The following is a 13,513-nucleotide window of genomic DNA, read 5'->3' as shown; positions in this document are numbered from 1 at the left end:
GCTGTGATTGAGGTTGTTGTTGACGGTTGCGTTAGTGGTTACCGTAGAAGCAATTGACGCATCACCCCCGTCACTGCGGCGGTCAATACGCCGATCAGTTGCGATGCAGCAATCAGCTTGGTGACGCCTGCCTGATACGCCGGATCGTTCTTGTCCAACCCCTTGGGCAGTAACTTTTCTCCCAGAAAATCGACCAGCGCCTCATTTGCCCCCGCTGCAATCGCACCCGTTCGGAAATCACCTCCCATGGCTTCTGCCATCAAGCCGCCCAATGCAGCATGCATTACGACTTTGCTCACCTTGCCGTTATCAAAAAGAGTAATGTCACCGATTTTGTTGGCTGTGACCGCGCCCCCAATGGAGATCGCAGCCCCCAATGCAGAAGCGAACAGGTTGTCCTGCAAGCTACCGCCCATGACCGCCGTCTTCGCCAACGCATCGAACGTGGCTTTCATTGCGACACTCTGAGCGCTATTGAGGTCGAACTTCAGCTCCGTCGCGTTGTAGCCAAACTTCGAAGCAATTCCCGCGGTAATTCCTGCCAGTACGTATCCCCTGAGATTCTCGGAAGACAGAACATCTTTGAACGTATCGCCCAAGTTTCCTTTGTTGTTGATACCACTTGCGACCGCCTGCCCGACGGCGGCAGAGAAGGCTGCCGTGGCAGCGGCAGAGGCAGCCGCCCCGACGGCTGCAACCGTTGATGCAGATGCACCGGCGGCCGCAGCAGCGCCTGTAGCGGCATTTGCTGCCGCGGTGCCAACAGTCGCAGCAGTAGCCGTACCTGCCGTCAACACAGTAACGATAATGATGACAGCCAGCATTGCCGCCGGCCCCATGCCGGAGTTGCTGTATTTGAACGACTCGTGAGTTTCCTTCACCAATCGCCAATCCACATCGCCGCGCTTCTCTGCTTCCTTGAGCCAGGCCAAGCCAGGGTCTGCTTTCACCATGGCATCAATGGTTTGGCTAATCGAACTCTTGTTAATGTCCCTGAGATCGATATTCAAGCCTTCAACAGCGTTGATTACCAGATTGCCGTTAGCAACCAGTTCGCTCTGACGCAAGATTTCGTCGGTATTGCCGCGGCCTTTCGACGAACTCCATACCGAGCTTGATTTACTTTTCTCGTGACTCTCCTGATGCAGATCTTTGACGCCTTCAAACGTAACAGAACCACCACTGGTGATTGTAAGGTCATCGCCACTGTTGAGTTTGGCCGCTTGGTAATGTTGATCGCCATTGCTAACGAGCACCATGTCACCACCCGAGGTAATCACACTGCCTATGTTTTTGACCTTGGTAACTTCATCGCGCTTCGTTTTGCTGGAACCGAAAGATCCCTTTTTCTTTTTGTCGTACAGGGAGTAGTCGGAGTCTTGAGCCGCAAGTATTTCCAGATTTTTGCCCGCAACCAGATACGCTTCGTCACCGGCGGTAATGCGGCTGGACACTACTGTGAGATCTTCACCCGAGCTCAGCGCCAGGCTGCCCCCTGCACTTACCCCGGACATCACTTGACTGACATGGTCTTGCTGGGTTGTAAGTTTTTTGCTTTTGGACAAGGAATGCTGTTCATCAGCTGCTGAGCTGATTATCAGGTTTTCTGCAGCCGCCATAGAGACGTCGCGTTTCGCTTCAACCTGGCTGGCAATCACACCGAAATCACGCCCCGCATGTGCAGAAAAATCACGACCTGCGGTGACGCTGGCAGCCAGTTGGGTAATGTTGCTGCTGTTGTGGCGGCTATCGTGGAATACGCTATTGGTAACCTCTGCAGCAGAGATGTTCACGTCGCGCTCCGCATCCAGGTTCATATCCCGACCGCTTTGCAATACACCGCCAACGTTATCGATGTCCCGGCCTGCGATCACGCTGAGGTCATTGGCAGCTTCGATACGGGCACCAGTGTCGGCAAAGTCATGATGCAGGACACCGTTTCGGCTGCTGCTGTCGAGAGAAGTGATCGTGCGTTCGTTTACTACGTCACCGTTGATCGCCCGTATGCTGACATCACGACCGCTGATTATTCCCCCGGACTTGTTGACAATGTCATTGGTCGCCAACAGATCCAGGCGATTGCCCGCCTCGATCGAGCCGCTGTTCACCAAGTCTTTGCCGGCTGTGGCGGACAGATTATTCGTCGCCTTCAACGTCCCGACGTTATCCAGGTTCTCACCAGCAATCAGCGTCACATCATTACCGGCAATCAGCGCGCCGGTCGGGCCGAGGCGGCCATTGGCTTGCGCCAGATACACCACTGGCACCAGCACTTTCTCGCCGTTCACTTCATGCTCTTCGAGCCAGACAATATCGTGGGTCAGCGCGGCGACTTGCTGAGAGGTCAGGCCGACGCCGACGGACAGGTTGAGCGCGTCCTTGCTGGCGATGGCGTTGTTCATCAGGTACTTGAACATGCCTTCGTTAGAGGTCTGGCCGTCGAGGAAAGCCTGGCCAGTGCGTGCGGTGACGGCTTGCTGGATCAGGCGTTGTTCGTAGAGGCCATCACCGAGGCGCTTGGCGCTTTGGTCTGGGTCGAAGCCGAGTTTTTCCAACAGGTAATCGGAGCTCATGAACGACTTGAGCTCGGTCAGCACCGGGTTAGTTTCGATCAAGTATTTGTGCGGATTGGACGGTGCCGTGGTGTCCGGCAGGCCGGTGACACGAGTGACCGGACGGGTGTCGATCGACTCCTTCATGTCGTTGCCGCGACTCGGCATGCCCGCCCCGGCGCTGCCCTCGGGCACCTTGACGTCGACCGTACTTGCGACAGCCTGAACCATGCTTGGGGTGCGGTGGAAGGTATCAACGGCGCGCGTGCTGTCGGACACCGCTGACGGGGCATCGATGAACAGGCTGCGCGGCCCGCCGCTGCTGGCGGCGACCAGATGGTCCTGGGCATTTACCGCAACATTACCGACCGTCCACGTTGGCGCTGGCCCGGTATTGCTGGCTGCGGTACTGCTGGAGCCCTGCCCGCTCAGGCGGAACAGGCCGTTCTCACCCGTCGGCAGGGAGAAGCCTGGCAGACTCAGCGGGTTGACTTGCTGTTGTGCAAGGTCCGGCGGCAGTTGGCTGTTGATGCGAATGACAACAGAACCGTTGCTACCAACCTGGGTATCGGCGACTTTGTTGGTGCCGCCGGTCGAACCGTAATCCTGGTGGATAACGCTGTTTTCGAGTTCCTTGGCAGCGGTAATGGATACATTGCCGCCCGCCTGAATGACTGCGTTGCGGCCGGTGTTTGTCGCAACGGCACCGGTGCTGTCCACGGCAACTTCTGTTACAGATTCGGGAGTGTACTGGGTTAACTGACCAGGCAGTTCGACGAGATTGTTGGGATCGAACAACGAAGGCGTTACGGACTCAAAGCCGTAGCGCAAGCCGGAAAGCGCGATGCCATAACCATAGAAGCCACTGACGCCCTCGCCTGTCTCACTGTCGTTGAGTATCACCGTTTTGATGTGTTCAGCTTCCCTGCCCCCGCCATCTCTGACAGACGCCGATCTGGCAATAGCCTTACGCGTCGCTCCGGTCGAATCGATGTAATAAACATATGGAAAATCGGGATTGTTGCGCTGGTTGTACGGCGTCATGACGTCTTCGAGAAATTGCTTAGTAGTACCGCCCCCCATGGTGAGCACATAAGTACTCGAACGCTCGATCGTGCCGCTTTTAGCGCCGACATTTTTTAGACTGTCAGCGGTGATGTTAATGTCGCCACCCGCAGCAACTGTACTTTTGCTATTGAGGAACGTACCGCCCCGGAACACAAAATCCTTGCCGACATTGAGTAATGCCGAGGCACTGCTATCTGTGTCGGTACTTTGAAAGAACTCGCGAGCTATCAGCGTGAAGGTAAAAGTGCCACCCCTGCAGTCGTTGCAAATGTTGGCGATATAGCCAGACGTTAATTTGCGGTCGCCCGACATCACCGCGCCTTCCGTACGGTTCTCAAACACATCCGCATTCATCGTGAAGCCGCGCCCGCTCTCCATCGAGCCGGAAATGTTGTACACCCCCGCCGCCCGTGCCGCGCCGCCATAGCCGCCCATCACCACATCGCCCAGGCCGTAGAAATCACCGTGCTGGTTGGTCAACGTAGCGACGCCAAGCGTCATGTTGTTGCCACTGAAAATCAGCCCGCGATCATTGAGCAGCGAAGGCGTGTTGATGATGAGGTTCTGCGCTGCGCCGAGGGTGCCGTAGTTGGCAACACCGCCCGCATTGATGGTCAGGTCTTCGCTGGAGGTCATGCGTCCGGCATTGGTGAGCTGTCCGCCGATATTGACGATCGAAGTTGCGCCTACCGCAAAGCTGCCACCCGCCGCGACACTCATCTGCGCGGCAGAAACATAAGCGCCACGCTGACTGGTCAAGCGGCCAGTGCCGGAATAGGTACCGCCGATTTGCAGATCAAGGAGGCCATCACTGATGATCAGCCCATCGTTGCTCCAATTCCCGCCACGGATCTGCAGCGAATCCGAAGCCAGCAATTTGCCGCTCGCGGTCTGGCTGAACTGCCCGACATTGACGTTCAGGCGACCGGCCTGAATGACGTTGGAGTTGCTCCAACTGTCGGCATTGAGTTCCAGCAACCCGCCGGTGACGATGCTACCGCCCGCGCCGATGACATTGGCGGTTGAGATGTCGAACTTGCCGCGCCCGACGTGGTTGAGTTGCCCGCCACCGTTGAAGAAGCTGCCGACAGTTAGGGTCATGTCGGTGTTGGCGGTTTCCAGCACCCCGTTGCGGTTGTCGAGCAGACCGCCGATCTGGAACAGGGTCTTGCCCGTATTGCCCAGCGAACGAAGACGACCGTTCTGGTTGTCGACGCTGGCGGCTTTTACGCTCAGTTGGGTTTCGCTTTCGATGACGCCCGCGCCGTTGCGCAACGCACCCGTCAGGCCGAAGTCAATGCGATTCGCGGCGATCTGGCCGCTGGCGTTTTCCAGATTCGAGCCAGTGACGCCGAGCATTCCTTTCGCATACAGCACGCCGCTGCTGTTATCCAGCGCGGTGGTGGTAATGCTGCTGTCAGCGGACTGTGCGGAAATGCGCCCGCCGTTGTTGTTCAGCCCGGCCAGTGCGGTCAGGGTCAGAGCCTGCGCCTGGATGATGCCGCCCTGACGATTGTTGTTCAGGTCAAAACCGTTGCGCAGCACGCCGACGGTGCGTGCTTCCAGTGCGCCTTTGATGCTGGAAAGAATGCCGCCACGGTTGTCGATGTTGGCAGCTTTGACAAAGACCTTGCCGTTTTGCGCGATGACCTTGCCGCTTTGGTTGTCGAAGTCAGCGCCGACGTCCAGGGTCAATGCGCCTTCGCTCTGGATCGAGCCTTTGCCGTTGCCCAGGCTGGCGGCGCTCAGCTCTACGCCAGCGTTCTGGCTGTAGATCAGACCGTCAGCGCTGTTATTGACGGCGCCCGTTGCGATGATCTGCAACTGATCGTTGGCCGCGACCGTGCCCTTGTTGCTGTTGTCCAGCGAACCGGTACGCACCTCGAGGGTTTTCTGGCTGGCGATCTGGCCGTTCTGGTTGCGCAGGTCGGTGACGCCCTTGAGCAACATCGCGCCGCTGCTCGCCAGCTTGCCGGCGTTGTTGTTCAGGTCACCGCTCAGATTGAGGGTGATCGCGGCGTTGCTGGCGATCTGTCCGCCACCGTTGTCCAGACGGGTGGCTGTAGTGGTGAAAGCCTGTTCGGCATTGATTGAGCCGCTGGCATTGGTGAACGCCGTGCTCACGACATCCAGTGCTGCGCCACTGAAGATCAGGCCCTGATTGTTATTCAGCGCACCGCCCAGTGTCAGGGTCTGGCCTGCGCCACTGCTGAGATTGCCCTTGTTGCTGTTGTCGAGACTGCCTGCTTTGACGGTCAGGCCTCCCTGAGCAACCAGCGCGCCGCTGCCACTGTTGAGCAGCGCGTCCTTGAGGTCGACCGAGACATCGGCGAACTTGCTGGAGAGCGTTCCGCTGTTGCGGTTGTCAAGGCCGTCGGCGTTGACGATGAGTCCCTGCCAGCCGGAGATCAGACCCTTCTGGTTGATCAGTGCGGTGCCACGCAACAGCAGTTTTTCGCCGCTGATGATCTTGCCGGAAGTGTTGTTGAGCGCTTGAGCAATGAGGTCGAAACCGAGGTTGCTGGAGATCTCGCCGCTCTGGTTCTTCACGTCACGCAGGCGTTTGAGCGTCAGTGGCCCTTGGGCAGTGAGCAAGCCGCGCTGGTTGTCGAGATCGCCATTGGCAAGGTCGAGGGTCACGGCTTTGTCGCCCAGCAGGCGTCCACCGTTCTGGGTCAGGGACGTCAGTTTCAAGTCCATGTCACCGCTGGCGGAGACTTCGCCGTCTTCGCTGGAGTCAAGCCCGGTGGCGGTCAGGGTCAGTTTGCCCTGGCTGTTGATCAAACCACTGTCGCGGTTGTTCAACACGGCACTGCTGATCTCGAGCGACTGCGCCGCGCTGATCAAGCCTTTGCCGTCATTGCGCAGCAAGCCGTCCACAGTCAGGTCGAGGTCGCCCCGGCTGACCAGGTTGCCGCCGCTGTTGTTCAGGCTTGCCGCGTGCGCGTCGATGGCGGCGGCGCCGATCATGCCTTTGACGTTGTCCAGTGCCGCCGCGATGCGCAGGGTCAGGCCCTGATTGCTCAAGAGCTTGCCGTTGCTGTTGTCCAGGCTTTGCGCTGTCAGGGTGAACGCCTCGGCGCTGGAAATCGTGCCGCCCTGGTTGTTGACGCCCTTGAGCTGCTTGAGCAGCAGCGCGCCTGGGGCGTTGATTAAACCACCGATGTTGTTCAACTGACCGTGGTTCAAATCCAGGATCAGTTGCGTGTTGCTGAACAGCTTGCCGCCTTGCTGATCGAGGCCGCTGACCGAAGCCGTCAGTGCGCTTTGGCTACCAATACTGCCGTCGCCGCCATTGGTGACCTGACCCGCCGTGAGATTCAGGGTGTCGGCACTGCTCAGTCGACCGTTACTGTTATCGAAGGCGCCGGTGGTTACGGTGACCGCGCCTTTACCGCTGAGCGTGCCCTTTTGACGGTTATCGAGGCTGGCACCAGTCAGCAGCAGCGTGCCATCGGTGACGATCTGGCCAGCCTGGTTATCGATACTGCCGTCGCTGTCCAGCTTCAGATCCGCCGCGCTGGACAGGCTACCGCCAACGTTGGTCAATTTCGCGGTGTCGACCGTCAGAGTGCCTTCGCTGCTGACCTTGCCCGAGCTGTTGTAAACGGCGCCAGTGAGGTTGAGCGACATGCCTTGCTGGCTGAGCAATTCGCCGCCGTCGTTGTCCAGCGAGCCCCCCTGCAGGGTGAACCGGGCGCCCGCATTGACCAGCCCTTTGCTGCGGTTGAGCACTTCGTCGACAGTCAGGGTCAGGCCTTGGCCGGTGAAGATCTTGCCGCCGTCGCTGTTGTCGAGTTTTTTGCCAGTGACCAGCAAATCACCGTTGCTGCTGATTTCGCCTCCACGGTTGTCCAGGTCAGCGACGGTCAGGGTCATGTCCTTGCTCGAGCCGAGCAAACCGTTCTGCTGATTATCGAGTCGATCGGCCTGCAGTTTGAGCACGCCGGTGGCGATCAACTGCCCCTTCTGATTGTTGACGGTTTTGGCCTGCACGCCGGCATCGGCCTTGCCGGCGATGTTGCCTTCACGGTTGACCAGTTCATCAGCGTTGACGGTCAGTTGGCCGTCAGCGATGACCGTACCGAGCTGGTTATCCAGGGTCTTGTCGACAGTCAGCAACAACTCGCCGCGACTGCTGATCAGGCCTTCATGGTTGTCGAGGCTGGCGCTGTGGCTATCGAGCGAGGCGCCGGAGATCACGCCTTTGAGGTTGTTCAATGCCGCAGCGATGCGCAACGTCAGGCCTTGCTGGCTGAGCAGTTTGCCGTTGCTGTTGTCCAGCTCACGCGCGGCGAATGTGAAAGCCTGCTGGCTGGAAATTTCCCCGCCCTGGTTGTTCACGCCGTTGAGGTTTTTCAGCAACAGCGTGCCGGGTGCATTGATCAAACCGTTCTGGTTGTTCAACTGGCCGTGGTTCAGATCGAGCGTCAGGTCGGCCTTGCTGAACAGTTCACCGCCCTGCTGATCGAGCCCGCTGAGCGAAACATCCAGCGCCTGCTGACTGGCGATGCGGCCAGCAGCGTTATTGACTTGGCCGGCCTTGAGCGTCAGTGCCGCACCGCTGGTGAGTTTGCCGCCTTCGCTGTTGTTGAACGCGCCGGTCTCGACCCGGCTGCTGCCTTGGGCGTAGATCACACCTTTCTGGCTGTTATCCAGACTGCCGCTGTTGACTGTCAGCGCGCGGTCGGTGTTGATCGAACCGGCCTGATTGAGCAGCGCGCCAGTGCTGGTCAGCTTCAAATCGCCGCCACTGCCGAGACTGCCGTTGCTGTTGTCGATGCGTGCGGCATTGACGGTCAGCGTGCCGTTGCTGTTGATCACGCCAAGAGAATTGCTCAGCGCATCATCGAGGGTAAATACCAGACCGTTGAGGCTGTTGAGCGTGCCGCCGTTGTTGTCGAACGTGTTGCCACTGAGCGTCGCCGCGCCTTTCGTCGCGGCGATCAAGCCCTTGCTCTGGTTGATCAGTTTGCCGACGCTTAAACCCAGATCGTTGCCGGAAAGAATCCTGCCGCCGTCGCTGTTGTCCAGACGCAGACCGTTGACGTTCATCAACAGGCTGCTGGAGATTTCGCCGCTGCGGTTGTCGACGTCATCCACCGACAGGGTCAGCGCTTGGGTGGTGCCGACAATTCCGCCGTTACGGTTATCGAGGGACTTGCCGCTCAGGCGCAGATTGCCTTGCGCGACCAGTTCGCCGCCCTGTTGCTGCAGCAGGCCGATGGTTGCCAGCAAGTCGCCCTGGCTGGCGATGCGCCCGGCAGCGTTCTGGATTTCTGCGGCGGTCAGGTTGACCGCGCCGGCCGCGCTGAGCAGACCACCGCTGTTGTCCAGTCGAGTACCCACATAAGTCAGGCCTTGCTTGCCGCTGATCACACCTTTTTCGCGGTTATCCAGTTGCGCGACGTTCAGGCTCAGTTGCTGGTCGGCCTGGATCACACCGCCCCGGTTGTCGACCGCGTCGCCGCGCACGGCCAGCGTGTTTTTACCGATGACTTTGCCGTCGCTGTTGAGCAGCGTGCCGGCCTGCAGATCAAGGGCGCCTTTGGCCGAGATGTCACCTTTGTTGCGGTTGTCGAGGGTGCCACTGATGCGCGCCGTCAGGCTGCCATCGCTGACCACCGCACCGGCCTCGCGGTTATCCAGACTCGCGGCTTTGAGATTGACCAAACGCCCCGAACCAAGAACCCCATCACGGTTGTCCAGCGCCCCGCTCAAATCGATGTTCAGGCCCAGATCACCGAGCATCTGCCCGCTGCGGTTGTTGAGCATGCCGCCGCTGATGCTGATGTTTTGCGCGCTGAGCGTGCCGCTTTGATTGATCAGGGCCTGCGCAGCATTGACCGTCAGATTACGGCCGGCAGTGAGATTATTGCCGCTGTTGTTCAGGGTCTGCGCGCTCAGAGTCAGATCACCGCTGGCGTTGCGGCTGCCGTCGGCATTGACGCCGGCTTCGATGGCGCCGGCATTGGTCAGTTGCCCACCGGCGCTGAGCACCACGCTGTCGCGGGCGGCCAAGGTCTGGCGGTTGGTCAGGTTGCCTTGGGTCTGCACATTTAGCGACGTGCCGGCGTAGACCGGAGCTTGCGCGTCGAGGCTGGCAGCTTTGACGTTGACCGCGCCGGTAGCCGAGGTGTCGGCCAGGCTCAGTTGCCCGTTCGCATCAAGCTGAATATCGCCGCCGCTGGCGATCAGTTTGCCGTCGAGTTTTACCCCAACGCCGGCCTCGGTGCCGACCAGTTTGATCGCCCCGGCGTACATGCCGCCGAGTGCCGAGGAGTCGATGGCCAGTTGCGGTTTCGCGCTACCGTCGTCGGCGCGGGCCGTGGCGTTGAGGCTGTCGGCGTTAACGTCGTTGCGACCGGCGACGATGGTCAGGTTCTGCGCCTGGATCTGCGCATTGATCTTGGCGCTGCGGGTAATGATTTCGAAGCGGTCGATATTGGTCGCATTGATGCCCGCGCCTTCAACGGCGACGCTGCCCTGATCGACCTGAAAGCGATCCAGACGGCCGTTTTCCAGCACCGGTTTACCGGTAGTCAGCGTCACCCGTGGTGCGTTGATGAAACCGCAGCCATTGCAGGTGATGCCGTAGGGGTTGGCGACGATGACCCGCGCAGACTGCCCGGCCACTTCGGTGTAGCCGCGCAACTGACTCGGGTTGCCGCTGATGACTTCGTTGAGAATCGCCTGCGCCGAACCGCTGTTTTTCAGGTTCGGGTTGCCGACGACATGCCCGCCCAATTGCGTGTACGTGGTCTGCGCCGCGCCGTTGTTGAGGATGACGCCCTGCGCACCGACGTTGTAGTCGTGGAACTGGTTGTGCGACAGGCCGCTGGCGTTGGGCGTGGCGATGTTGATGATCGGCACACCATTGCCGGCGCGATCCAGCGAGGTATTCGGGTTGGCCACGACGATGCCATCGGCCTGTGCCCACAGCGGCTGCCAGAGCATGACGTTGGCCAGCAGGAACGCCAGTCCGCGTTTGGGCATGCCGAGAAACAACTCACGGTTTTTCACGACCGCACTCGGCTGATCTGCGAGGAAGGCAAACTGGCGAACGTCCATGTCAATGACCCCGATTACTAGCGTTTAGATGAAAAAGTCCAGGCGGAAATAGATCGGCGCTTCACGCTCAGTCAGCGCGTCGGGTCGTTCCAGGGAATGCGCGAAAGTCACGCTGGCGGCCACATGCTGACCACGTGCGAACAGCTCCAGCGAGTTGCTCGACATGCGTCCGTGCTGATCGCCGTTGTAGCGATCGCCGCGAATTACGCCCTGGTCGTATCCGAGGCTGGTGCCGTACTCGGCGAACACCGGTTGCAGCCATTCGGCGGTCACCGGGCGGCTCCAGCGCAGGTCGTTGCGCCAGTAACCACCGCTGTCGCCGGACAGCGATTGATCCTTGTAGCCACGGATCGACGCCGAGCCGCCGAGGCTCGTGCGCTGCGAGCTGAACAGCACGTCTTCGCTGCGCTGGCCGGTCATCAGGCTGCTGAAGCTGAAGGATTCACCGAGCAATTTGAACGGCTGCAAATAGCTCAGGGTTGCGGTGTATTTTCGGTAGCGTGCGTCCGGTTCGCCGGGGCCGGGATCGTGACTGCCCTGCGCATCGAAAGCACCGATGCCCTCCTGCATGCCAGCATCGAAGTTGACGAACGCGCTGCCGACACGACGGCCATGGTTGAAGCCGAATTGCGCTTCGCTGATGCGATTGCTGCTCAGTTTGAGCTTGCTGTCTTCGATGAAGTTGTTGGTGCGCAGGTACGAAAGTCCCGCACTGAGGGAGGTCTTGCTGACCGCGTCGCGATGGATCACGCGCTCGGCGCGCAACTGATGGTTTTCGCTGTCGCCGGTCTGCTTGAAGTTGTAGCCGTTAGCGGCAATCTGCGAGCGGTACTCGCTCTGGCTGTAGGTGTAACTGAACGTCCACCAGCCCCACGGCAGACTGTAATTGAGCATGGCGTTGTTGGAGGTGTGCTGGTGATCGGTCATCGCATCGTGACCGCCGCGCAGGCTCAGTTGGTCGGCCAGACCCAGCGGGCTGTCCCAGTCGAACGACGTGCCCCACTGCTGCTCGCCGGTGCTGCGCTGGCCATCGTTGCTGCGCGACAGGCCGGCGCGCCATGGCTTCTGCGGCGTGTTGGTCACGCGCACCTCGCTGCCGCCGACATTCTGCCCCGGCGCCAGCTCCATTTTGGCCTGATTGGATGGCAGGCGATTGAGCTGGTCGACCATCTGCTCGATCTCGCGCAGGTTGACCAGTTCACCGCTTTTGCCGGGAAAGGCCATGGCCAGTTCGCGATCCGAGAGCCGGCTGTTTTCTGCGCCTTTCATGCCTTCGAGCTTGCCTTCGACCACCAGCACTTTCAGGTGCCCGGCGGACAGATCCTGTTGCGGCAGATAAGCGCGGCTGGTGACCAGACCTTTCTCGATGTAGTGATCGGTGATGACTTTGAGCAGCTCGTTGAGCTGCGGCACGCCGAGGCATTCGCCGATATAAGGCTTGAGCAGCCGCGTCTTCTCACGCTCCGAGAGGCTGTCGGCGCCCTTGAGCTCGATGTCCTTGATGGTGAAGCAGCGCGTATCGGCGGGTGCTGTCGGTTGCGCCGGTTTGGCGTCTTTGCCGGGCAGATCCTTGAGTTCTTCGAGGCGCCGCTGCTGCTCTTCGAGCAAACGGTTCTGACGTTCGCGGATCAGGTCGGTTTCACCGGGAGTGGGCGCGGCCCAGGCAGAGTCAAGCGGAAAAAGGCAGAGCAGCGCCAGGCACAACCGCGCCGTGAAGGCGGGTGAAAACATGTTCGATCCCTCGACATAAAAAGTGACATCAAAATAGTGGCGCGATATTAGATGGCCATCATTTTGACGTCAAACTTATGTTTGCACCGTTCATCGGCGATTACCGTCCTTCCATCGGTGTGAAACCAGCACCTGCGTACAAGTGGTCGGCGCGATTTGCGCGGATAGTGGCCGTTGCCCATTCGGCATCTATTCTTGCCATACACGATCACAAGGAGTTTGCATGAGCACCTTCAAGACCCAAGACGGTACCGAGATCTATTACAAGGACTGGGGCAGCGGCAAGCCCGTGCTGTTCAGCCACGGCTGGCCGCTGGATGCCGACATGTGGGAATACCAGATGGAATACCTGAGCAGTCGCGGCTATCGCACCATCGCCTTCGACCGCCGTGGTTTCGGTCGCTCGGAGCAGCCGTGGACCGGCTACGACTACGACACTTTCGCCGATGACATCGCCGGTTTGATCAACCATCTGGACTTGCGCGACGTAACTCTGGTCGGCTTCTCCATGGGTGGCGGCGACGTCAGCCGCTACATCGCCCGCCACGGCAGCGAGCGTGTTGCCGGCCTGGTATTGCTCGGTGCGGTCACGCCGCTGTTCGGCAAGAAAGCCGACTTCGCCGACGGCGTCGACAAATCGGTGTTCGACGGCATCAAGGCCGGCCTGCTGAAGGATCGTGCGCAATTCATCGCTGATTTCAACGCGCCGTTCTACGGCACCAATCAGGGCCAGAAAGTCTCTGACGGCGTGCTCACGCAAACCCTGAACATCGCGCTGATGGCCTCGCTCAAGGGCACCGTCGATTGCGTGACCGCGTTCTCGGAAACCGACTTCCGCCCGGACATGGCCAAGATCGATGTGCCGACCCTGGTGATCCATGGCGACGGCGACCAGATCGTGCCATTCGAAACCACCGGCAAGCAGGCCGCCGCGCAAATCAAAGGCGCTGAATTGAAGGTTTATGCCGGCGCGCCGCACGGGTTTGCCGTGACCCATGCGCAGGCGTTGAATGAGGATCTGCTGGCGTTCCTCAACCGGTAATCCCGCCCGGCACGCGCCGTATTCAGATGTTGATGAACCAAGGCCCGCG

General features: G+C 59.7%; 3 protein-coding genes. 1 reads left to right on the top strand and 2 read right to left on the bottom strand.

Features of this window, described 5'->3' with window-relative positions:
- Positions 1-38: 38 nt before the first annotated feature.
- Positions 39-10,691 (bottom strand): two-partner secretion domain-containing protein, encoded by a 10,653-nt coding sequence (locus ACZZ0K_RS08695; protein ID WP_463559053.1) that lies wholly within the window; start codon positions 10,689-10,691, stop codon positions 39-41.
- 24 nt (positions 10,692-10,715) lie between these two features.
- Complete coding sequence (locus ACZZ0K_RS08690) at positions 10,716-12,422, bottom strand: ShlB/FhaC/HecB family hemolysin secretion/activation protein (protein ID WP_258706823.1); 1,707 nt, start codon at positions 12,420-12,422, stop codon at positions 10,716-10,718.
- 223 nt (positions 12,423-12,645) lie between these two features.
- Here ACZZ0K_RS08690 and ACZZ0K_RS08685 point away from each other — a divergent pair, with 223 nt between their 5' ends.
- Complete coding sequence (locus ACZZ0K_RS08685) at positions 12,646-13,464, top strand: alpha/beta fold hydrolase (RefSeq protein WP_095180222.1); 819 nt, start codon at positions 12,646-12,648, stop codon at positions 13,462-13,464.
- Positions 13,465-13,513: the final 49 nt, after the last annotated feature.

This window comes from Pseudomonas sp. AC255 (assembly GCF_979258175.1).
Note: the sequence above shows the minus strand (reverse complement) of the source record. Positions and strands in the feature narration are given on the sequence as shown.